Source organism: Caballeronia sp. NK8 (assembly GCF_018408855.1).
Taxonomy (GTDB): Bacteria; Pseudomonadota; Gammaproteobacteria; order Burkholderiales; family Burkholderiaceae; genus Caballeronia.
In genome coordinates, this window is the sequence record NZ_AP024325.1 from 1,140,440 (window position 1) to 1,161,618 (window position 21,179).

Consider the following 21,179-nt stretch of genomic DNA (forward strand, 5'->3'; position numbering starts at 1 on the left):
GTCGTCATCGACGTTCCCACACACGCTGGATGGCGCCGCTCTGCGTGCTCGCGTCGATGTGCGCGCAGACGCGAGCCGATGACATGCCCGCGATGCTCGCCGCCGTATCGAAAGCCGCGCTGCCGGTCGCGGGCAATGCCGTATCGAACGCTCAGGGCGCGTTGCATCTCGAAGTCGCGATCAACGGCACGTCGACGCAGAAGATCGCGCAATTCTTCGTGACCGACACGATGATCTACGCGAGCGCCGACGAACTGCGCGACATCGGCCTCAGAACCGACGATCTGCAGCCCGACGCGCAAGGCCGCATCGCGCTCGGTTTCGTGCCGGGCCTGCGCTATACGTATCGGCCGGAGCGGCAGCGCATCGATTTCGACGCGAGCGACGCGCGCCGCCTGCCCGCCTCGCTCGCCAACACGCCCGCGCGCCCGCCGACGACCGCGACGGGCACGGGTCTCGTCATCAACTACGAAGCGAGCGTGCAGACCAACTCGCCGACGCAATACGGCCTCTACAGCGAGCAACGCTTCTTCTATCCCGGCGGCGTGTTCGACAACACCGGCACCGCGTACTGGTATGCGGATCGACGCCGCTACGTGCGGCTCGATACGTCGTGGACGCATTCGGACGCCGCATCGCTCGTGACGACGCGTCTCGGCGACACGATCTCGTCGTCGCTCACGTGGACGCGGCCGGTACGCATGGGCGGCGCGCAGGTGTCGCGCGATTTCGGCCTGCGCCCGGATCTGATCACGTATCCGGTGCCCGCGCTCGCCGGTTCGGCGGCGGTGCCGAGCGCCGTCGATCTCTATGTGAACAACGTGCGTCAATTCAGCGGCAATGCACCGTCGGGGCCGTTCGTCATCAACGCCGTGCCGGCCATCAACGGCGCGGGCGAAGCCGTCATCGTGAGCCGCGACGTGCTCGGGCGCAGCGTGATGACCACCGTGCCGCTCTACATCGATGCACGTCTGCTCGCGCGCGGCCTCACCGATTTTTCCGTCGAAGCCGGTTTCGTGCGGCGTGCGTATGCATTGCGCTCGTTCGACTATGCGGGCGATCCGTCGATTTCCGCGTCGCTGCGGCGCGGCGTCACCGATACGTTCACCTTCGAAGCCCACGGCGAAGCGACGCGCGGCGTGTACAACGCGGGCATCGGCATGTTGTTCGGTATCGGGCAGGCGGGCGTGTTCAACGTCTCGCTCGCGGGCAGCGCGGGCAACGGCGGCGCGAACACCGCGCAGGTCTATGCGTATCCGCCCGGCTTCTTCGGCGGCTTCGCGAACGAAGCGACGCCCATCGTCGTGCAGCCGGCCCAAGGCGGCGGCGGCATGCAGGTCTCGGCGGGATGGCAATGGCGCACGCCGGAGCTTTCCATCGATCTGCAAGCCCAAAAGGCGACCGCGCATTACAGCGACCTCGCCTCCGCCGAAGGCACGCCCGTGCCGCGCTCGACCTATCGCGCGACGCTCGCCGCGCCGCTGCGCGTGTTCGGTTCGACCAGCACCGCGAGCGCGAGCTTCGTCGGGCTCGACGATCCGTATTACGGCGATTCGCGCATCGGTTCGCTCGCCTGGACGACGACCCTTCCGCACGGCACGTCGCTTTCCGCGAGCGTGTATCACGACTTCGGCGACACGCATAACACCGGCGTGTTCGTCGCGCTGAGCTTTGCGCTCGGCGGCGCGCTCAATGCGAGCGTCGATGCGGGCGCCGATCACGGCAAGCCGCTCTTCGGCGCCGCCGTCACGAAGACCGCCGACTACGGCGGCGGCTTCGGCTGGCAAGTGCAGACCGCGCGCCAGAACGGCATCCAGCAGTCGCTCGCGCAAGGCGCGTATCGCGGGCGCTACGGCGATCTGCTCGCGACCGTCGCGAGCGTGGACTCGCGCGTGTACGGCGAGCTCGACGCATCGGGCTCGCTCGTGCTGATGGCGGGCGACGTGCTCGCGGGCCGCCGCATCGACGACGCCTTCGCGCTCGTCTCCACCGATGGCGTCGCGAACGTGCCCGTGCTGCACGAGAATCGCGAGATCGGCAAGACCAATGGCGCGGGGCATCTGCTCGTGCCGGATCTCGTCGCGTATCAGGCGAACCATCTCGCGATCGATCCGCTGGACCTGCCCGTCGATACCGCCGTCGGCACGACGCAGCTCAATCTCGCGCCGCAGGCGCGTGCCGGCGTGCTCGCGCGTTTTCCGCTGCGCGGCTTCACGGGCGCGCAACTGCAACTCGTCGATGCGGGCGGCAAGCCCTTGCCGGTGGGCACGGAGCTTACGCATCGCGAAACGGGCAAGCACTATGTGGTGGGGTACGACGGCCTCGCCTTCATCGACGATCTCGCGCGCTCGAACATGCTCGATGCGTCCGTGGCCGGCAAGCACTGCGAAGCGAGCGTGCCTTACAAGGCGCAAGGCCACGGCCTGCCGACGCTCGGGCCGTTCACCTGCGGAGACGTATCGCGATGACACGCCTCGCGCTTTTCATCGCACTGATGCTGCTGTCGATCGCGCCCGTTCGCGCGCAGGTCTGCACGGCGTCGATATCGAGCATCAACTTCGGCTCGATCGCGCCCGCGACTTCCTCGAGCGCGAGCGTATCGGGGTCCGTCACGGTGACGTGCACCGGTTTCGTGCTGAATTTGCCGGTGCGCGCGTGCATCAACATCGGTACGGGCACAGCCGGCGCGTCGTATGCGCCGCGTCTCGCCGCGAACGGCGCGAACACGCTGCAATACAACCTCTACGCCGATACGACCGGCAGCACCGTGTGGGGCTCGCGCCATTCGGCGAGCTATGGCGCCGTCGCGGTCGACATTCCGCTCACGCTCGCGCTCGGCATCGCGTCGGGCAGCCGCACGATTCCGTTCTATGCGCGCATGCCTGCGGGACAGACATCGCTTGTCGCGGGCGTCTATACGTCGACGTTTTCCGGTGCGACGCAGGCCGAAATGACGTATCAGCAGTACTTGTTATCTGCGCCCTCATGCTCGACGCTCACCCCGAATTCGAATCCGCTTTCGTTCACGGTATCAGCGACCGTCATCAACGATTGCACGCTCGCCGCGACCAATATCAACTTCGGCACGGCAGGCGTGCTGAACAGCGCGCTATCGGCGAGCGGCACGCTGAGCGTCGCATGCACCAGCGATGATCCGTACTCCATTGCGCTTTCGGCGGGCAGCGGCAGCGGCGCGAGCGTCGCGGACCGGCGCATGACGAAGGCCGGCGGCAGCGAGCAGGTGCGCTATCAGCTCTATCAGAACGCCGCGTTCACGACACCCTGGGGCGATGGCACCGGCGGCACCGCCACCGTGGCCGGCACCGGCACCGGCGCGAGCCAGGCGATCACCGTCTACGCGCGCGTCCTGCCGCAAGCGACGCCGAGCGCGGGTAACTATATGGATACGATCGTCGCGACGATCACGTATTGAAGTATCGACACTAGTCGGGATTACAAATGTTCCAGAATCGACATGCACATACTGCAAACGGCATAACAACGCACTCCTGCCTTATGTGCGCCACCCCACATAACCGTAACGCGTCACGGTTTTGTTACGTAATTGCCGGCGTGTCGCGGTGCGTTATGGCGCAATCATGACAAAGTTTGACGGGGCGCAAACGTTGGCGCTGCGGGCTCCTGGCCTTGACGCATGCTTCGTTGCGCACGCGTATTGCGTCTGGCACGACTCGTGCGACCGCATGCACGACCAACTGGAGGGGATGGTTACAGCATGAAAAGAACGACACACGGCTCGCCTGTCGCGAACGCCGCGCCGAACTCAGCTCATGCATTCAGGCATCGCATGCTCCAGGGCCTGAAGGCCGGAGAGTTCTGCATCGCCTATCAGGGAATCTACCGAGTCGACAGCGGCGAGCTGACCCAAATGGAAGCGCTGATTCGCTGGCGTCATCCGGAGTTCGGCGTATTGCTGCCAGGCGCATTCAGCGAGGCGTTCAAGGACGCCGAGATCATGCGCGAACTGACGTGGTTCGTGCTGGACGCGGTGGCGTCCGAGATCGCAGCATGGCGCGCGAGCGGCGGCGTACCTTACGCGGTGGCGGTGAACGTGCCGCCATCGGTTGCGGCGTTGCCGGGCTTCGCCGAGCGACTGGAATCGATTTGTGGGGCACACGGCGTCGCGCCGGATTGCATACAGCTCGAATTGCTGGAGAGTGAGGATCTGACGCGCATGCCGTCGATGCCCAAGGTCGTGCGACGGCTGAAGAACAAGGGCGTGAGTGTGGCGATGGACGATTTCGGCACGGGTTACTCGTGTCTCGCCGCGCTCGGGCCGATCGATTTCGGGACGGTGAAGATCGCGAAGGAACTGCTGTCCGAAGCGCCCCGTTGTCCGAACGCGCGCATCGTGTTTTCGTCGGTGCTTGCGCTTCTGACGCGGTTGAAGGTGGCGATCGTCGTCGAAGGCGTGGAGACGGCCGCGCAGGCGCAATGGATCGCGCAATGGCCGCATGTGCTCGCGCAGGGATTCTTTCTGGCGCGGCCGGTGTTCGGCATCGACAACGTGCCCGGTGCGCGGCTCGCAAGTGCGACGGCGCGGCGCAGGCCGGCGCGGAGGGATATCAGGCTTGCCGATGCGGCTTGATTGAAGGATTGACGAAGTGAAGTGCTTCTGGCAGCCCCCGGCACAGATGTGTGCCGGCGTTTTTTTCGATAATTTATTCGGGTTACGAGCAATCAATCAAATCCGCACCCTCGTCAAATCCTCCTCCGGCGCCTTCAACCTCGCTCTCCCAACAGCGGCACGCGTCGCCGCATCCACCGGCAGTCCCCATCGGGAGAAGAAATCCGTCAGATCGAAATTCGCCGCCACGCAGGCACGCAACACGAACGTCTGAACCTCGCTCCGGTCCCCGCCTTCGCCTTCCGTCAACGGCTGCCGCCGATAAAGCTTGTGCAGCCGCGCATAAAAGCCATCACCGAGCGCGCGGCGCAACTGCTCGTACATCACGAGCCTGATCCAGAGCGCCTCCGACGGCACCGGAAACGAAGCATCGTCGAGAAAGTTGCGTGACGGCTGCGCGAGATACTGTCCCGCGAGCTCCAGCCGATTCTTCCTGCCGCGCGCATCGACGACCTGCAGCAGCGGCGACATCATCGGCGCGCCGAGACGTTGCAGCGCGTGCAGCGAATAGATGTTCACCGTGGTTTCCGTGACGCCCGGCCAGGTCCAGTCCCATTGCTGATACATGTGGCCGAGTTCATGCCACACGCCCCATTGATCCGCCTTCGGAACCTTGAGCACGGTTTCCGCCGCGCTGTTCATCGGCAGGCCGATCATGTAGTACGTCGCATACATGTACGCGCTCTGCAATTCCGCATGCGTCGAGATCGCGTCCTGCATGAAATGCACGCGCAACGGCGACGGCATATCGAGCGCGCTCGAACCATCGAGTCCGGACACTTCGTCGTGATAGCCCATGATGCGCTCGACATAGCCGAGCAACGTCGCCGGGTCCGCCGCGCCCGCCTTGTCGTACATCGCGCGCGCGACGGTGAACATCGTACGCCGGCCGACCATCTCGATGAGCGGCGCATCTGCATAGCGTTGCAGCATCGCGCGCCATTCGACGGCTGTCGTCACGCCTTCGATATAAAACGGCACCGGCCGGCCGCCTTCGCGCACCGAAACGTCGATCGACTGACGCGGCCGCTCGTTGAATCCGCTATCGACGTATTCGAAGTAGAGCAGGCCATCGCGCGATGCGACGAACGCATTGCGCCCTTCGGTCGCGAGGATCATCTGCGGGTCGCCCGCCGGCTGGCGTTTGTAGAAACCGTTCTTGTTGCCGATCATGACGACAAGTCCATCGGGGCCATCGTCGGACAGGCCCGTCACGTCGATCACGACGGACTCGCCCTTCGACACGTACAACCCCGACGGATGATAGTCGGTCCAGCGAAAGCCGCCGAGCCGGTCGGCCTCGATCGCATCGGGCGCGAACGCGTTCAGGTGATATCGCTTCGCCACGTTGTCGTACGTCGAGCGCGCGCCTGCATCCAGCGTGCGATAGGCATGATCTGCGGTCTCGTTCCCGACCTTGTACAGACGCCATTGCCCGGCCTGCGCGTTCACTTCGATAAACGCGCCGTCGCGCAGCGCGTGATGCTCGATGGCGAGTCCTGTCTTCGTGCCCGTTGCGGCGATGGTCACCGCGTTCGCATCGGCCTCGATGCTCCAGTTCTGCCGCGCCTCGCCCGATGCCGCTTCCAGCCCGACGCGGGCACCGAGCGTCAGGTAGCGGCCGAACAGCTTCGAATAGAGGCGAAAGCCGCTGCCTTCCTTATCCACGGTCCAGATCTGGCTCGCGGCAAGCTCGGGCGTCCATTTCGCCTGCACGAGCGCGATCGTGCCGTCCCGTTGCACTTGCGCGGTCAACAGCTTGAACGATGCATTGGAGACGATGTAGAACTCGCCTTCCTCCACTTTCGCGCCCGCGCCGTACGGCACCTGCATCGCGCCGGGCGTCGAGGCGAACCGCGAGATTCGCACCGCGTCGTGCGGATAAAACGTCACCGGCGCGTAGTAGCGCGATGCCGCGTGCGCGTCGCTCAACGCGAGAATCAATAGCCATGAACGCCAGCGCATGCCCGCATCCTCCGCTACATCGGCCGTGGCTCCGGCTCTTTATCGAAGATCTGAAACGTGATGCGCCGGTCGAGCGTACGTCGCGCAGTCCGCGGATCAACGCGACGTTGTCGTATCAGCTCGATTGAGCGCGCGACGCGCTCGGCGCCCGTTACGGCGCCGAAGCCGGCGCGGGCTTGCCCGCCTTCTGCGCGTTGATCTTCGCCTGCGCGTTCTGCAGATTCTGCGGATAGTTGGTCTGCTCGCCGGCCGGGTTATAGCCGTTCTTCTCCAGTTCTTTCAATTCGGCGTTCTTCTTCGCGCGCGCCGCCTTGCGTTCGGCTTTCTTGACCTGCTTCGGCGTGGATGCCGCCGTGTCCTGCGCCTGCGCGACGGGCATCGCGACGAGCGCGGCGACGGACATGGCGAGTACGGCCAACGGTGTGCGTTTGTTCATGATCGATCTTCTCCAGATGGATGACGACAGTTGACAACGACGCCTGCGAGGATCGCGTCAGCAATCCGCGATCCTCGCGCGGCACATCAGCATGGCGCGCCAAAACCGGCCGCGAGCGATTCCCCGCCCGTTCACCGGTCGACGATGCGGCTCAGATTCCCGCGCACGCGCTGCAAGAGCGCGATCAACTGCTCGCTTTCCTGGCGGGTGAAACCGGCGAGCGCCTCCGACGTGATTTCATCGCCGACGCGCCGAGCCTTGTCAAGCGCCTTTTCCGCCTTCGCGGTCATGCTCACCTGCCGTTCGCGGCGGTCGTCGGGATTCGGGCGGCGCTCGATCCAGCCGCCCTCCTCCATCCGGTCGAGCAGCCGTCCGGCGGAAATCGGTGCGACTTCGAGCAGCCCCGCGAGCCGCGCCTGGTTCACCTCGCCGTAATGCGAGAGATAGGCGAGCACGCGGCACTGCGCGCGCGTGAGATTGAGCGATGACTTCGCCAGTACGTCGAACCGGTTGCCGCACAGGCGATCCACGTCCGCGACCAGAAAGCCGAAGCGTTTGTCGAGTTGGGTTTCCATCGCGCGATTATAGGTAAGAGCTTTCGACGCGTGCACACGTTCGTCAGCAGAAATGCGCCGTATAATAAGCCTGCTTATCATAACCTTACTTACAAAGCCGCCGCCCCGCGGCTCAGTCCATGTCCTCCGAAGTCTCCACGGAAAGCGCCGCGGCACCCCTGAACCGCGGCATGCTGACCGTCGCGATCATGCTCGCGACGCTGATCCAGACGCTCGACAGCACCATCGCGAACGTGGCGCTGCCGCATATGCAGGGCAGCCTGTCGGCGTCGCAGGACGAAATCACGTGGGTGCTGACTTCGTATATCGTCGCGGCGGCGATCGCAACGCCCCTCACCGGCTGGCTTTCGGACCGGTTGAGCGTGAAGCGGCTGCTGTGCATATCGATTGCGGGCTTCACGGTGGCGTCGGCGTTGTGCGGGCTGTCGGAGACGCTCGCGCAGATCGTCGGTTCGCGGCTGTTGCAGGGCGTTTTCGGGGCGTCGCTCGTGCCGCTGTCGCAATCTATTTTGCTCGACATCAACCCGCGCGAGAAACAGGGCCAGGCGATGGCCGTCTGGGGCATGGGCGTGATGGTCGGGCCGATTCTCGGTCCGACGCTCGGCGGCTGGCTCACCGACAGCTACAACTGGCGCTGGGTGTTTTTCATCAACGTGCCGATCGGCGCGTTCGCGCTGTTCGGCGTATCGACCTTTCTGCCCGCGCAGGCCGCCCGGCGCGCCGTGAAATTCGACGCCTTCGGCTTCGCGACGCTCGGCCTCGCGATCGGCGCGTTCCAGGCGATGCTCGATCGCGGCGAACAGCTCGACTGGTTCGGCTCGATGGAGATCCGCATCGAGGCTTTGCTCGCGGCGCTCGCCTTCGTGTTTTTCATCGCGCATACGGCCACGGCGGGCCAGCGTTCCTTCTTCAAATACCAGTTGCTGAAGGATCGCAACTTCGCGACGGGCACCTGCTTCATCTTCGTGATCGGCGCGGTGATGTACGCGACGCGCGCGCTCCTGCCGCCGATGCTGCAGAACCTGATGAACTATCCGGTCGCGACGACGGGCCTCGTCACGGCGCCGAGCGGCGCGGGCACGATGATCGCGATGCTCATCGCCGGACGGCTCCTGAAGCACATCGATGCGCGCTTGCTGTTGCTGTCGGGGTTCCTGATTTCGGCGCTCGCGCTCTGGCAGATGATGCAGTACACGATCGTGCTGTCGGCCTCGGATATCGTGTGGCCCGGAGTGATTCAGGGCTTCGGGCTGGGGCTCGTGTTCGTGCCGCTGTCGGCGCTGACGTTCTCGACGCTCACGCCCGAACTGCGCGCCGACGGCACCGCCACCTACAGCCTCATGCGCAATATCGGCAGCAGTATCGGCATTTCGGTCGTGCAGACGCTGATGACCCGCAACACGCAGATCGCGCACGCGGACCTCGCCGCGCAGGTGACGCCGTTCAATCCGGCGATGCAGTCGGTGCTGTCGAGCGGCTCGATGCAGGACATGGCGATGCTGAATCAGACCATCACGCAGCAGGCGTCGATGATCGCGTATCTCAACGACTTCAAGCTGATGTTCGTGGCGACCTTGCTGGTGGTCCCGCTGTTGCTGCTGATCCGGCCCGCACGCAAGGCGGCTGCGGATGAAGCCGTCCCGCATGCGGCGATGGATTGAGCGTTAGCTTTCCGCTGGCGAATCGTCGCGATCGTGCGTGCGTCCGATGAATGCCGAGCCTCGGGACATGCGGGCGCGCAGCGCGTCCGCGATGAAGGTGACCAGCTTCCTCTCGTCCTTCCATTTCGCGGCGCGGCGCGCGGGATCGAATCCCTCGTGGCGGATGATCGCCTTGAGCGTGTCGGCCGGCTGCGCGTGCAGCCACTCGCGAAAACCTTCATCGCCGCGCGCGTCGAATTCGACGTGTACGTCCGGCACGTCGATGTCCTTGCGCTTGGCCGGCACTTTCGGCCGCGCGGCGGCGATGGGTTCGACCGGCTGAAACAACGCGTTGAGCTTCTCCGCGAAACCGGGATTGCGCGCTGCCTCGTCCTTGATCAAGGCGACAAGACCTTCCAACTGTGCGATCACTGGCTGTTCGCTTCGCATAGTGCCCAGATCTCCCGTGTCAGAACTTGCAACGCCACGTAGGCTTGCGGGCCGTATTTTCCATTGAGCGTGCGCAGGTCGGCTTCGTGGTCGGCGCCCCGCGCGACGTTCACGGATAGCGGAATCGTGCTTTCGAAAAAACGCGGCTGCTGCACGCCGGCTGCGTTGAATTTGCCGAGGCGGCCATGCGCCAAATCGTTCATCACGCGATCGTGGAGATTGTTCTTCTGCACCTTGGTCGCGACGATACCGAGCGGCTCGATCGTCTGACCGATATCCGCAGCAAAGCGGCGCACGTTGTCGACGATCTGATAGATGCCCCACGTCGAGACGATGTCGGGAATGGTGGGAATCACATAGCCGGTGGACATACGCAAGCCGTTGCGCGTGACCGTGCCGAGGCTCGGCGGACAATCGATGATGACGTAGTCGTATCGGTCGATGACCGGCTGCAACGCCTTCTTCAGGATGTCGAGCGGATTGTTGGTGAAGTTACCCATCATCGCGATGCCGGGAATATGATCCTGCAACTCGATCAGCCGGATACTGGAAGGCAACAGATCGAGCGCTTCGATACCGCCGTTCACCGTCGAAACCCTACGAACGATGGCACGCTCGATATCGAATTTCGGTTCGAGGTGATGGTTGATCTTGTCGTCGAACAATTGCGCGATGGTGCGTCCGGAGCGGTCGAGTTCGTCCCACGCTTCTTCTGAGATCAGATTCACCGTCGCGTTGGTCTGCGGATCGAGATCGATCAGCAGCACACGCTGGCGCGCTTCGAGCGCGAGAATCTCCGCGACGGCGACCGCTGTCGTCGTCTTGCCGACACCGCCTTTGAGATTGATGAAACTCAAGACATGCGGCGTTTTCCCCTTGACCATCCCGGCTCCTCTGTTTTATTGGCCTCGTCGAATTGGGCCGCGACGGCCTACCGTCGCGGCGCGAGGATTTTACAGATCAAGGAGTATTGCTAACTGATCAGGTTGGTCAATTTTGGTGTTTCAGTCGTTGCTCATCACCTTGCCGCACTCGATCACGAGATGATCGTCGCTTCCATGGGAGAAAAATCGCCAATCCTCGTTGCCCGGCAGGTTGTCGGATATGACGACCAATTCGAGGTTTCTTGAGAGTTCGATCAGCAGCCCGCCTGCCGCGTCGCCTGATACGCTTTGAACAACGGTCGGGCCTCCTGAGATCAGGATATCTCCAGCTTTGTGGGCTGCCTGAATGATCGCCTCGTCGGTGCCGCTGAAATCGGATCGCGAGACGAGGGAATTTCCTGCTCCGGCGAAAGATAATTTCCAATCACATTGAATGTGCAACGCCCATTCACCGACCTCCCTCCATTCCCCTTTGTAGTTCCTGACCTTTATTCGTCGGCCGAATTGCACTGTCAGCATGTCGGCGGCACGATTGACGCCGCAGACCTTCAGTCCGACGAGAACGGAAAGACGTTGAGTGATTACTTCTCTGATGTCGCTCATTCACGCGCTCCAAACATATCTTGTGCTCGCTCCAGGATTTCGCGATATCCCAAGCCTTGATCGCTGATCTCCTCGTGCAATTGGCGCGCCTGTCGCTTGGTCAGTCCCAGCGCTTTCGCCACCGCCCTTGTCTGCCTGTTCTGAGCCTGATTGTTTCGCGGCGTACCCTCACTGCCGGCGATCTCTTGTGCATCATCCGTCGCCCGCTCACGCGAGGCATATCTGATCGGCTCGCCCTCAAGCGGAGATCCCGCGTCGCTGGAAGAAATCGCTGTTCGATAAGGCCACTCATACGCGATCGCGATGAACTTGCGACGCGTCAATCCATCGATGAACGCCGGCAACAAAAATTCTTCTGGAAAGTGTTTGTCGACAGGCCCATGCCACTCGCTTCCACGAACCAACATTCCAAACAGGAACTTTCGGATGTGTTCTATCGTTATGTGCGAATCCAGCGTGTACGTTGCCAGCGCGACGCTCTTGAGAAACTCATTCGTTTCCGCGTTCGTCTTCGACGATAGCAAACCTTTGCAATCGTGCTGATTCTCGAAGAAGAACGACTCCAGAATCACATACTTCCTGGTTTCCCACCGATTGGGCGACATGACCAACGTTCGGTGACAGTACAGAAAGATGTCACCGTTGACACGGATAACTGAGCTATCTCTATATGGGTCCATTCACGAATCTCTTTAACCGCTCGCACTAGAGCATCTGAGTGGACCCAACATACAGTCTTTATATTTTGAGATAAACTATTTCGACATCCTAAGTCGAATTACCGCTGCGTGTCGACAAAGCTGCCTTCGCGCAGCGGAAACAACCGCCGTACTCACACACTCACCTCCCCCCGCTCCAGCATCACCCCGAACGCATCCGCCGACAAAGGCACCGCCAGCAAGAACCCCTGCATCTCATCGCACATCATGTCCTGCAGCCGGTCGAGCTGCGAACCCGTCTCCACGCCTTCCGCGACCACATCCATATCGAGCGAATGCGCGAGCGCGATGATCGCCGACACGATCGCCCGCCCTTCCTGCCCGTTCTCATCGAGCCCGTTCGTGAAGAACCTGTCGATCTTCAACTGCTTCGCACGAAAGCGCTGCAAATACGCCAGACTCGAATAGCCCGTGCCGAAATCGTCGATTGCGATCTCGAAGCCATTCTCCTGAAACGCGCGGATCATCTCGATGGTGCGCGGCGCGTCCTGCATCGCCACCGTCTCGGTGATCTCGAACATGATCTGCTCGCTCGGCACGCTTTCCTCATGCATGATCTTGAGGATGTTCGCGACCAGATCCGCCTCGTTCATCTGGCGCGGCGACAGATTGATCGCCACCTTCACCGGCGGCCGCCCCTCCGCACGCCAGCGCGAAAGATGCTGGCACGTCTCGCGCACGACCCAGTAGCCGATCGGCACGATCTGCCCGGAACGCTCCGCGATCGGAATGAATTCGAGCGGCGTCAGCGTGCCGATGTCCGGATGGTCCAGCCGGATCAACGCCTCCGCGCCCGCCAGCTCGCCGCTCTTGCCGCGAAACTTCGGCTGGAACAGCAGATAGAAATGGCCGCCGTTCAACGCCTCGTGCAGCGCCTGTTGAATCTGCAAGGTCCGCACCGCCGCCTCGTTCATGCTCGCCTCGAAGAAGCGATACGTGCTGCGCCCGCCGCGCTTCGCCTCGTACATCGCGACGTCGGCGTGCTTGAGCAGCGACTCGACGCTGTCGCCATCCTGCGGATACAGCGCGATGCCGATGCTCGGCATCACCTGCAACGGATGATTGGCCACGAGCAAACCCCTTTTCATCGCTTCGAGGATGCGCTCGGCCAGCGTCTGCGCATCGGTCGGCGCATGCATGTTTTCCAGCATCACGACGAACTCGTCGCCGCCCAGACGCGCCACCGTATCGCCGCCGCGCACGCATTCCTGCAGACGTCGCGCAAACGCCTTCAGCACTTCGTCGCCGACCGTATGGCCGAGCGAATCGTTGATCGTCTTGAAGCCGTCGAGGTCCATGAAGAGAATCGCAAAGCGGCTGTCGCTGTGCCTCGCGCTTCTGATCGCGCGCTCGATGCGCTCGTTCATCGTGCGGCGGTTCGGCAGGTCCGTGAGCGTGTCGAAGGTCGCCATACGCACGATCTGGCCGTTCAGCCGCGAGACGGAACCGGCCAGCAACGCCGTGCGCGCGTCGAAGCGCGACAGCACGAGCGTGATGATCAGGATCGCCAGCGTGAACAGCACGACGGTCGTGGCGAGCCAGTTCGCGTCGACGTCGTTCGCCGCGCCGCAGATCGAGCCCGGCAGAAAGTTCGCCGCCGCGTTGCCGGTGTAATGCATGCCGGTGATCGCAATGCCCATCACCAGCGCCGACACCAGGCGCTTCGCGAGCACGTTCATCTGCGTCGCGTCCGACAGCGTATGCGCGATCCACAGCGCCGCGCCCGACGCGACCACGGCAATCGCGATCGACGCGGCGAACAGGCGCGGATCGTACTGAATCGCGGGCTGCATGCGCATCGCGGCGTCGCCGGTGTAGTGCATCGCCGCGATGCCCGCGCCCATCAGCACGCTGCTCGCGACGAGCCGGCGTGCCGTCAGCCGCTTGCTGGTGATGACATGGAGCGCGAAAAACGATACGAGCACCGCGATGCCGAGCGACCCGGCGGTGATCCTGAAGTCGTAGCCGAGTGGAATCGGCAGTTCGAAGGCGAGCACGCCGATGAAATGCATCGACCAGATGCCGATGCCCATCGACGCCGCGCCCCCCGCCAGCCAGATGTGCCGAGTGCGCGAATGCGCGAGCATCGAGATCCGCCCCGAAATATCGAGCGCGGTAAAGGAAGCGAGCGTCGCGACAACCAGCGATGCCGCAACCAGCCAGAAGTTGTAGGTGCCGTGCATAAATGCCAGTTAGCCGAAGACTCGTTTGCGTGAGCGTCTTATCGGCCGGGGACCGGCAATCTTTAGACTCCAAATGAGAAATACTCGCAACGCGCGCCGCCCGCGCGTCAAAGTTGCGAATCGAGCAGCGCGACGATGCGTTCCAGCAGCTTTTCGGTGAGCGGACGACGGCGCCAGTCGTCGAGCGTGATGCGTTTCGCGTGGGCGACGTCGTCGGCGAAAATCGCGGTCTGGCGGCGCGCGAAATCGCGGTCGTAGATGTTGAGGTTGGCCTCGTCGTTCAGCTTGAACGAGCGGCTGTCGAAGTTGGTGGAACCGACCGACACGAGATATTCGTCGACGACGATGAGCTTGCAGTGGAACATCGTCGGCTGATATTCGTAGATTTCGACGCCCGCCGCGAGCAGATCGCCCCAGCACGCGCGCGACGCCTCGCGCACCGTGTGCGTGTCGATGCGCTTGCCCGGCGTGATGATGTGCACGGCCACGCCGCGCTTCGCCGCTTCGACGATAGCGTTGATCGTCAGCTTGTCGGGCACGAAGTACGCGCTCGACAAATGGATGGAATGTGTCGCGGCGGTGATCGCCATCAGGTACATCAACTGCATGTCGTCGCTGCCACCCGAGGGCGAGCTGCTGAACATGTGCGCGAGACCGTCGCCCGCGGGTTCGATCTTCGGAAAATAGCGCGGGCCGTGCAGCACGTTGCCGGTCGCCTTGATCCAGTTGTCCATGAAGACCGCCTGCATCTGCCCGACCGCCGCGCCTTCGACGCGAAAATGCGTGTCGCGCCAGTGTTTCTCGTCCTGCGCGTGCCCGGTCCATTCCTCGGCGATCCCGACGCCGCCCGTGAAGCCGATGCGCCCGTCGATCACGAGCAGCTTCCGGTGCGTGCGGTCGTTCATGCGCCCAAGCCCGCTCCAGTGCGGCTTGTGATACTGGACGACTTCCGCGCCCGCCTCACGCAGCATGCGCAAATAGCGCTTGTCCATTTTCGAGGTGCCGACCCAGTCGAGCAGCACATGTACCGCGACGCCCGCGCGCGCCTGATCGGACAGTGCCTGGGCGACCTCCTCGCCGATCGCGCCCGACCAGTAGATGAACGTTTCGAAGGTGATCGTCTCCCGCGCCGAGCGGATACCCGCCAGCATCGACGGAAAAATCTCGTCGCCGTTCAGGAGCACTTCGAAGCGGTTGCCGCCGACCACGGGTGGACCGAGCAGCAGGCCCATCGAGCGGACGAACTGCGGGTCGTCGCTTGGGTACAGCCGTTCGATCTTGTGCTCGATCTTCTTCTCGCCGCTCGTCAGATTCGCGATGATCAGCACGACGACGAGCGTCACGACAACGGTCAGGACAATCAGGGCAATCGTTGGCATGCGCGGCCTCGCGGGGCGAACATTCGTCCGGAATCGCCAGTGTAAGCACGTTCCGGACCGCGCGGCGTCATGCTGGCTCAGCTTTTCGCCGGCATCCAGCCCTGCGTCTGGCCGAGTTTCGCGATCTGCTTGGCGATGGAGTCGCCGAGGCGCTTCTCGTCTGACGACACACCCGCGTGCTTCGTCTCCGATACCGCGTGCAGTCCGCCCGATACCGCGAGCGAACTCGCCACATGCCCCGCCGCCGCGCCGACGCCCGCCATTTCCGCGACGCCCGGCGCATGGCCGCTGTCGGCCTTGGCGTCGAACTGTTCGAGCAGTTGCGGCGCGCCGTGCGCGGGCTTGAAGACGAGCTGCACGGTCGCGCCGACCTTGCTTTCGCCCGCGCCGAGGCCGATCAGCATACGGCGGCGGCGATTGCCCGCATCGATCGTGTCGAAGTTGCCCTGGACGACCAGCACGCTCCGGTCTTCCGGCGGCGGCACGTCGGCGCGGACGGCGGGGAGGCCCATCGACTGAAGTTTGGCGACGATCTCGTTCGCGACTTCCTCGCGCGCCGCGACGGCGTCCTGCGCTTGCTTCTGCGCCTGCGAGTCACCGGACATCGCCGCGCCGATCTTCGAGATCATGCCGTGATTGTCGAGCTTGACTTCGCTGGCGTCGCTGGCGAAAGCGTAGACGTAGATCGTGTCGGGGCGCAGGGCGGGCGCGGCCGCGACGGTCTGCACGGACTGGCCGCCGTACTGGTTGAACTGGCTCGCGGCCTGTGCGGGATTGCTCGCGCAGCCCGCCAGCAGCGCCGTGCCGACGACGAGTCCGGCGAGCGCCGCGCCGCGCGCCTTGTTGATGATCGAACTGAACGACGAGAATTTGATCGAGCTGGACATGTTGCATCTCCGTACCGGCCGCGCCGGGAATCGTGAATGGTCGAATTCGTGGATGCGTGAGTCGGCTGTCGGTTCTCGTTGTTGTTCGGGTCTCGCTGGGTTCCCGATCACGCAGACGCAACTATGGAGGATGGCCGCGCGGCAGGCCATCGAGCATTTATGTCGCGCGATTTCACGGGCGCGGAAGGCCCGTGGGACAAGGCTTCAGCGGGTGATTTCGCGGCGCGGCAGGCCGGCTGCAGAACACGCCGCTTGTGGTTACCATGTCCGGCACGCGTCGCGCAGGTCGTCGGCGCACTCCGCAAACTTGCCAAGGAGCAGAGATGGATCTGAAGATCAGTAACAAGCTCGCGCTGGTGTCCGGCTCGACCAAGGGCATTGGTCACGCCATCGCAGTGGCGCTGGCGCGCGAGGGCGCGCGCGTGATCGTGAACGGCCGCTCGCAGGGGTCGGTAGATACCGCGCTCGCGAAACTGCGCGAACTCGCGCCGGGCGCGCAGGCCGAAGGCTTTGCCGGCGACGTCTCCGATGCCGCGCAGGTCGACGCGCTCGTGCAGCGCTTCCCACACGTCGATATCCTCGTGAACAACATGGGCATCTTCGATCCGAAGCCGTTCGAAGACATTCCCGACGATGAATGGCTGCGCTTCTTCAATGCCAACGTGATGTCGGGCGTGCGGCTCTCGCGCGCCTATCTGCCGAAGATGAAGGAGAAGAACTGGGGCCGTGTGGTGTTCATCAGCAGCGAGAGCGGCGTGCAGATTCCCGTCGAGATGATTCACTACGGCATGACGAAATCGGCGCAGATTTCGCTCGCGCGCGGCCTCGCGGAGACCTGCACGGGCACGGGCGTCACGGTCAATTCGGTGTTGCCGGGTCCGACGAGTTCCGAGGGCGTCACCGAGTTCGTCGAGAAGCTCTCTGGCGGAAAAAGCTTTCACGAGTTCGAGCAGCAGTTCTTCGAGGAAGCGCGCCCGACGTCGATTCTCAAGCGCTTCATCACGCCCGAGGAAATCGCGAGCATGGTGGCTTACGTGTGCTCGGAGTTGTCCTCGGCGACCAACGGCGCGGCGTTGCGCGCGGACGGCGGCGTGATACGCGCGGCCTTCTGAAGCTATGCGCCGATGAGTTCGCGCGCTCGTTCGAGCGCCTCGACGATCGCCGCGACGGTTCGATCCCGCGCGGCTTCGTCGTTCTGCCGCAGCGCGTAGGAAGGGTGATACGTCGCGACGACGAGCCTGTCGCGATACGGCACGACGCGCCCGACATGCGCCGATAACGTCGCGCGACGGCCGAACAGCGCCGCGAGCGCGGTCGCGCCGAGCGTGACGATCACGCGCGCGCCGACGTCATGCAGTTCCTGTTCGAGCCAGTACGAGCACGCTTCGACTTCCTGTTGCGCCGGCGTCTTGTGCAGCCGCCGCTTGCCGCGCGGCTCCCACTTGAAATGCTTCACCGCGTTGGTCAGATACACCTGCTCGCGCGGCACGCCAGCCTGTCGCATGGCGTCGTCGAGCAATTGCCCCGCCGCGCCGACGAACGGCTCGCCCTTCAGATCCTCCTGATCGCCGGGCTGTTCGCCGAGCAGCATGATGCGGGCATCCGCCGGACCCGCGCCACGCACCGCCTGCGTCGCGTTGCGCCACAGATCGCAGCGGCGGCAGGTGTCGAGTGACGTGGGGGCGTCGCGTTCGGGCTGGGCCTCGTCCGCTTCCACCTGCACCGCCTTGCCGCCGAGCGCGCCGACGCTCTTCGCCTGCGCGACGCGCCGCGCCCCGCCGCGCGCATCGCTGACGAGCTTCGGAATCAGCGCGCCTTCCGGCAGCCCCTTCCAGAAACGCACCGGCATGTGTTGTTCGAGCGCGGATTCGTTCAGCCGCGCCGGGTTGAAGATGCTGCGGTAATAGGTCATCCAGAGCGCTTCGGCGGCGTCGGGCGTATCGACCGCGTGTTCCGATGCGAGCGCGCGGCGGCGCTCCAGTTTCAGGCGCGCGCCGTCGAACATCGCCGCGCCATCGGGCGTCGCGATCAGCCAGGTCGAGCGTCCCATGCGCGCCGCGAAATGGTCCGCGCCCCAGGCGAGCACGTCGTGATCGGGCTCGTACCACGCGACATACTCGGGCGCGCCGAGCGAGGCGTCGCGCTGGCGAAAGCGCACGTACGCGATCATGTCGTGCTGCGCGCGTCGCACCGCCTTGGCCATTTTGTAGAGGCGCGCGCCGTCTTCATCGGCGGCCGATGCAACCGCGCGATCGCCCCGCGACCAGCGCCACAGCACGCGATAGAGAAAGCCCCAGCGGCGCGCGTCGCGAAAATGCGCGGCGTCTTTCAGCAGCGATGCGAGTTCCCGCGATACGCGGATTTGCGGCGCTTCCGCCACCTTCGCCGATGGCGCGGCTTCATCGAACAAGGCGGGCTCGACCTGCGACGTGCGCCAGTCGACCGATTCGGGCGCGAGTCCTTGCGCGAGCGCGTCGAGCGCGGCGGCGCGCCAGGCGTCGAAATCGTCGTCGATGGCGATGAGGTGCATCAGAGGAGCGACAGCTGCACCGGCTCCGTCGCGAGCGCGCGCCGCAGATTGTCCGACGGCGCTTCGGACAGCGGCGGCCGATAATCCGCCACGACGACGAACGGCTTCACCTTGTCCATGCTGCAGCGCAGCCGCACGAGATCCTGATAACGCACGCGCCGCGCGCGCCGCAATTCGACAATGCGCTTGGCGTTGCGCATGCCGATGCCCGGCACACGCGCGATCGTGCGCGCGGGCGCGACGTTCAGATCGACCGGAAAGCGGTCCCGATTCGCGAGCGCCCAGGCGAGTTTCGGATCGACGTCGAGCGGCAGATTGCCGGCATCGCCGAGCAGTTCCGACGCAGCGAAACCGTAGCCGCGCATCAGAAAATCCGCCTGATACAGGCGATGTTCGCGAAGGAGCGGCGGCGCTTTCGACGGCACGCCCGAGGGGCTGTCGGGAATCGGGCTGAAGGCCGAGTAATAGACACGCTTCAGCTGATACGAACCGTAGAGCGTTTCAGCGGTGCCGAGGATGGTGCGGTCGTCGGTTTCATCGGCGCCGACGATCATCTGCGTGCTCTGCCCCGCCGGCGCGAATTTCGGCGCGCGCGGCTCCGCTTCGGATTCCTCGCGCGCGACCCGGATGTTGCCCATCGCCAGCTTGATCGTGCGGCCGCTTTTTTCCGGCGCGAGACGTTCGAGGCTGATTTCCGTCGGCAATTCTATGTTCACGCTCAGACGGTCGGCGTAGCGGCCAGCCTGCGCGACGAGACCGGGATCGGCATCGGGAATCGTCTTCAGATGGATATAGCCGCGAAACTGGTGCTTTTCGCGCAGCAATTTCGCGACGAGAACGAGCTGTTCCATCGTGTAGTTCGACGAACGAATCACGCCGGAACTGAGAAACAGGCCGTCGATGTAATTGCGGCGATAAAAATCCAGCGTGAGGTTCACGACTTCCTCGGGCGTGAAGCGGGCGCGCGGCACGTTGCTGGAGCGGCGGTTGATGCAGTAACGGCAGTCGTAGAGACAAAAGTTCGTCAAAAGAATCTTGAGCAGCGAGACGCACCGGCCGTCGGGCGTGAAACTGTGGCAGATGCCCGAACCGGTGCTGGCGCCAAGGCCGTCGATGCCGCGCGACTCGCGTTTCGGCGAGCCGCCGCTCGCGCATGACGCGTCGTACTTGGCGGCGTCGGCGAGGATTTCGAGCTTTTCGGAGAGATCCATCTTTACGATTGTACTGTATGTTTATACAGTATTCACGGTGAGTCGCTAAGTCAAACGTTTTGTTATTGCGCACACTTCGCGCCTGCCCGGTCGCTCTCCCACGGCATGGCGATTGCGCAGGAAAGACGGCGGCGGCCAGCATTTCGCGAGGCGGCACGCATCGAGACTATCGATCAACGGGAGGACACCATGAAGAACGCAAAGAGAAGCCTGCTTGTTTCGGCCATGATTCTGAGTCTGTCGGGCGCGGCGTTCGCGCAGGGCGCAGGCGGTGGAGCAGGCGGCGGTTCAGCGGGCGGCAACGGAGCCGGACAAGGCGGCACCGGCATGAGTACGCCGAACGCCAACGGCGTGACGGGCTCGACATCGGGCGCATCGGGCGCGAATACGATGGGCTCGTCGCAAAGCAACAAGATGCACAAGAACAAGAAGAGCAGCTCGGGCGGTTCCGATTCGGGCACGTCGGGCGGCGGCGCGGCCAAGACGTATTGACGTCGTTGTCAGCGCGCGCGGGCTTTGCGAAAGCCCGCGCGCGCTTTTCGATCCCCTCCGAAGTATCCCTGCCAGATAGGGATTTCTCCCGCTCCTTCATCACCGTACTGTAGTGCCTGAGCGCTATCCATCGCGCCGGGCGAGTACTCGTTTCGGCCGTTTTGCCGCTGCGCTCGATCCCGTCCATCGACAAAGCTGCAAGGAGTCCGAGAATCGTGTTCCCGGCTGCTTGTGCATTCGTTTCAAGGAGCTGGAACATGAAGGCGAAAACCAAACCGCAATTCTTCGCGATGATGGCTGCGTGCGCGCTCGTGACCACGGTCGGCAGCATCGGCGCGGCGCACGCTCAGGGCATGCCCGCGGACGCGCAGCAAACCGTGCAGACGATGCGCCCGATGTATATGTCGCAGGCCACGCCCGATCACTCGCAGACTGCTGCGATGCCCGCGCCGCAAGCCGATGAATCGGCATACGGCGGCATGTCGGCAGGCGCGAGCGCATCCGCGAGCGGCCGCCGTCAGGGCGGCTGCGGCGACGCACCGCGCTGCGACATCTTCTTCGGTCAATGATCGGTCAA

The 21,179-nt window shown here is 63.9% G+C and carries 19 protein-coding genes; 7 read left to right on the forward strand and 12 right to left on the reverse strand.

Going from position 1 to position 21,179, the window contains the following annotated elements; translation table 11 throughout:
* Window positions 1-29 precede the first annotated feature (29 nt).
* From NK8_RS30560 to NK8_RS30570, 3 genes are all read left to right on the forward strand, one after another.
* Window positions 30-2,468, forward strand: a complete 2,439-nt coding sequence (locus NK8_RS30560) for a fimbria/pilus outer membrane usher protein (protein ID WP_213231898.1) — start codon at window positions 30-32, stop codon at window positions 2,466-2,468.
* Window positions 2,465-3,433 (forward strand): spore coat protein U domain-containing protein, encoded by a 969-nt coding sequence (locus NK8_RS30565; protein WP_213231900.1) that lies wholly within the window; start codon window positions 2,465-2,467, stop codon window positions 3,431-3,433. The genes NK8_RS30560 and NK8_RS30565 overlap by 4 nt, the downstream gene beginning before the upstream one ends.
* Before the next feature lie 303 nt (window positions 3,434-3,736).
* Window positions 3,737-4,609 (forward strand): EAL domain-containing protein, encoded by an 873-nt coding sequence (locus NK8_RS30570; RefSeq protein ID WP_213231901.1) that lies wholly within the window; start codon window positions 3,737-3,739, stop codon window positions 4,607-4,609.
* A 96-nt stretch (window positions 4,610-4,705) separates the two neighbouring features.
* On the opposite strand, the gene NK8_RS30575 is transcribed toward NK8_RS30570, so the two are convergent.
* The 3 genes from NK8_RS30575 to NK8_RS30585 all read right to left on the reverse strand — a co-directional run bounded on the left by NK8_RS30575 (window position 4,706) and on the right by NK8_RS30585 (window position 7,624).
* On the reverse strand, window positions 4,706-6,613 hold the full coding sequence (locus NK8_RS30575) for a M60 family metallopeptidase (RefSeq protein WP_213231902.1): 1,908 nt from the start codon (window positions 6,611-6,613) through the stop codon (window positions 4,706-4,708).
* 151 nt (window positions 6,614-6,764) lie between these two features.
* A complete protein-coding gene (locus NK8_RS30580; protein WP_213231903.1) occupies window positions 6,765-7,049 on the reverse strand; it encodes a DUF4148 domain-containing protein in 285 nt (94 codons plus the stop codon).
* A 131-nt stretch (window positions 7,050-7,180) separates the two neighbouring features.
* On the reverse strand, window positions 7,181-7,624 hold the full coding sequence (locus tag NK8_RS30585; protein ID WP_213231904.1) for a MarR family winged helix-turn-helix transcriptional regulator: 444 nt from the start codon (window positions 7,622-7,624) through the stop codon (window positions 7,181-7,183).
* A gap of 119 nt (window positions 7,625-7,743) precedes the next feature.
* On the opposite strand from NK8_RS30585, the gene NK8_RS30590 reads away from it, so the two are divergent.
* A complete protein-coding gene (locus NK8_RS30590) occupies window positions 7,744-9,285 on the forward strand; it encodes a DHA2 family efflux MFS transporter permease subunit (RefSeq protein ID WP_213231905.1) in 1,542 nt (513 codons plus the stop codon).
* Window positions 9,286-9,288: 3 nt separating this feature from the next.
* On the opposite strand, the gene NK8_RS30595 is transcribed toward NK8_RS30590, so the two are convergent.
* The 7 genes from NK8_RS30595 to NK8_RS30625 form a co-directional block, all read right to left on the reverse strand.
* Entirely contained in the window at window positions 9,289-9,696 is a 408-nt protein-coding gene (locus tag NK8_RS30595) for a hypothetical protein (protein ID WP_225936431.1), read from the reverse strand.
* A complete protein-coding gene (locus NK8_RS30600; RefSeq protein WP_213231908.1) occupies window positions 9,693-10,598 on the reverse strand; it encodes a ParA family protein in 906 nt (301 codons plus the stop codon). The genes NK8_RS30595 and NK8_RS30600 overlap by 4 nt, the downstream gene beginning before the upstream one ends.
* A 120-nt stretch (window positions 10,599-10,718) precedes the next feature.
* Complete coding sequence (locus tag NK8_RS30605) at window positions 10,719-11,201, reverse strand: hypothetical protein (protein WP_213231909.1); 483 nt, start codon at window positions 11,199-11,201, stop codon at window positions 10,719-10,721.
* Window positions 11,198-11,806, reverse strand: a complete 609-nt coding sequence (locus NK8_RS30610) for a hypothetical protein (protein WP_213231910.1) — start codon at window positions 11,804-11,806, stop codon at window positions 11,198-11,200. Before NK8_RS30610 ends, NK8_RS30605 begins: the two co-directional genes overlap by 4 nt.
* Window positions 11,807-12,033: 227 nt before the next feature.
* Entirely contained in the window at window positions 12,034-14,103 is a 2,070-nt protein-coding gene (locus tag NK8_RS30615; RefSeq protein ID WP_213231911.1) for a bifunctional diguanylate cyclase/phosphodiesterase, read from the reverse strand.
* Window positions 14,104-14,210: 107 nt separating this feature from the next.
* Entirely contained in the window at window positions 14,211-15,482 is a 1,272-nt protein-coding gene (gene cls / locus NK8_RS30620) for a cardiolipin synthase (RefSeq protein ID WP_162070635.1), read from the reverse strand.
* 77 nt (window positions 15,483-15,559) lie between these two features.
* A complete protein-coding gene (locus NK8_RS30625) occupies window positions 15,560-16,369 on the reverse strand; it encodes a DUF4410 domain-containing protein (RefSeq protein WP_162070634.1) in 810 nt (269 codons plus the stop codon).
* A gap of 323 nt (window positions 16,370-16,692) precedes the next feature.
* Here NK8_RS30625 and NK8_RS30630 point away from each other — a divergent pair, with 323 nt between their 5' ends.
* Window positions 16,693-17,481 carry an SDR family NAD(P)-dependent oxidoreductase gene (locus NK8_RS30630; RefSeq protein WP_213231912.1) on the forward strand — a complete coding sequence of 263 codons (789 nt, stop codon included), beginning with the start codon at window positions 16,693-16,695 and terminating at the stop codon, window positions 17,479-17,481.
* 2 nt (window positions 17,482-17,483) lie between these two features.
* Here NK8_RS30630 and NK8_RS30635 read toward each other — a convergent pair whose 3' ends face one another.
* Window positions 17,484-18,899: a UdgX family uracil-DNA binding protein gene (locus NK8_RS30635; RefSeq protein ID WP_213231913.1), complete on the reverse strand. Its 1,416-nt coding sequence runs from the start codon at window positions 18,897-18,899 to the stop codon at window positions 17,484-17,486.
* Complete coding sequence (locus NK8_RS30640) at window positions 18,899-20,110, reverse strand: putative DNA modification/repair radical SAM protein (protein WP_213231914.1); 1,212 nt, start codon at window positions 20,108-20,110, stop codon at window positions 18,899-18,901. Before NK8_RS30640 ends, NK8_RS30635 begins: the two co-directional genes overlap by 1 nt.
* 189 nt (window positions 20,111-20,299) lie before the next feature.
* Between NK8_RS30640 and NK8_RS30645 the strand changes: the two genes are divergently transcribed.
* Complete coding sequence (locus tag NK8_RS30645) at window positions 20,300-20,602, forward strand: hypothetical protein (RefSeq protein ID WP_225936432.1); 303 nt, start codon at window positions 20,300-20,302, stop codon at window positions 20,600-20,602.
* Window positions 20,603-20,859: 257 nt separating this feature from the next.
* Window positions 20,860-21,171: a hypothetical protein gene (locus NK8_RS30650; protein ID WP_225936433.1), complete on the forward strand. Its 312-nt coding sequence runs from the start codon at window positions 20,860-20,862 to the stop codon at window positions 21,169-21,171.
* The last annotated feature ends 8 nt before the right edge of the window (window positions 21,172-21,179 follow it).

Bases quoted from the DNA above. Each gene is read 5' to 3' on its own strand.
- NK8_RS30605 (WP_213231909.1), bottom strand. From the start codon at position 11,201: ATGAGCGACATCAGAGAAGTAATCACTCAACGTCTTTCCGTTCTCGTC.
- NK8_RS30635 (WP_213231913.1), bottom strand. From the start codon at position 18,899: ATGCACCTCATCGCCATCGACGACGATTTCGACGCCTGGCGCGCCGCC.
- NK8_RS30645 (WP_225936432.1), top strand. From the start codon at position 20,300: ATGAAGAACGCAAAGAGAAGCCTGCTTGTTTCGGCCATGATTCTGAGT.
- cls (WP_162070635.1), bottom strand. From the start codon at position 15,482: ATGCCAACGATTGCCCTGATTGTCCTGACCGTTGTCGTGACGCTCGTC.
- NK8_RS30600 (WP_213231908.1), bottom strand. From the start codon at position 10,598: ATGGTCAAGGGGAAAACGCCGCATGTCTTGAGTTTCATCAATCTCAAA.
- NK8_RS30565 (WP_213231900.1), top strand. From the start codon at position 2,465: ATGACACGCCTCGCGCTTTTCATCGCACTGATGCTGCTGTCGATCGCG.
- NK8_RS30575 (WP_213231902.1), bottom strand. From the start codon at position 6,613: ATGCGCTGGCGTTCATGGCTATTGATTCTCGCGTTGAGCGACGCGCAC.
- NK8_RS30610 (WP_213231910.1), bottom strand. From the start codon at position 11,806: ATGTCGCCCAATCGGTGGGAAACCAGGAAGTATGTGATTCTGGAGTCG.
- NK8_RS30625 (WP_162070634.1), bottom strand. From the start codon at position 16,369: ATGTCCAGCTCGATCAAATTCTCGTCGTTCAGTTCGATCATCAACAAG.
- NK8_RS30560 (WP_213231898.1), top strand. From the start codon at position 30: ATGGCGCCGCTCTGCGTGCTCGCGTCGATGTGCGCGCAGACGCGAGCC.
- NK8_RS30580 (WP_213231903.1), bottom strand. From the start codon at position 7,049: ATGAACAAACGCACACCGTTGGCCGTACTCGCCATGTCCGTCGCCGCG.
- NK8_RS30615 (WP_213231911.1), bottom strand. From the start codon at position 14,103: ATGCACGGCACCTACAACTTCTGGCTGGTTGCGGCATCGCTGGTTGTC.
- NK8_RS30650 (WP_225936433.1), top strand. From the start codon at position 20,860: ATGAAGGCGAAAACCAAACCGCAATTCTTCGCGATGATGGCTGCGTGC.
- NK8_RS30570 (WP_213231901.1), top strand. From the start codon at position 3,737: ATGAAAAGAACGACACACGGCTCGCCTGTCGCGAACGCCGCGCCGAAC.
- NK8_RS30590 (WP_213231905.1), top strand. From the start codon at position 7,744: ATGTCCTCCGAAGTCTCCACGGAAAGCGCCGCGGCACCCCTGAACCGC.
- NK8_RS30640 (WP_213231914.1), bottom strand. From the start codon at position 20,110: ATGGATCTCTCCGAAAAGCTCGAAATCCTCGCCGACGCCGCCAAGTAC.
- NK8_RS30630 (WP_213231912.1), top strand. From the start codon at position 16,693: ATGGATCTGAAGATCAGTAACAAGCTCGCGCTGGTGTCCGGCTCGACC.
- NK8_RS30585 (WP_213231904.1), bottom strand. From the start codon at position 7,624: ATGGAAACCCAACTCGACAAACGCTTCGGCTTTCTGGTCGCGGACGTG.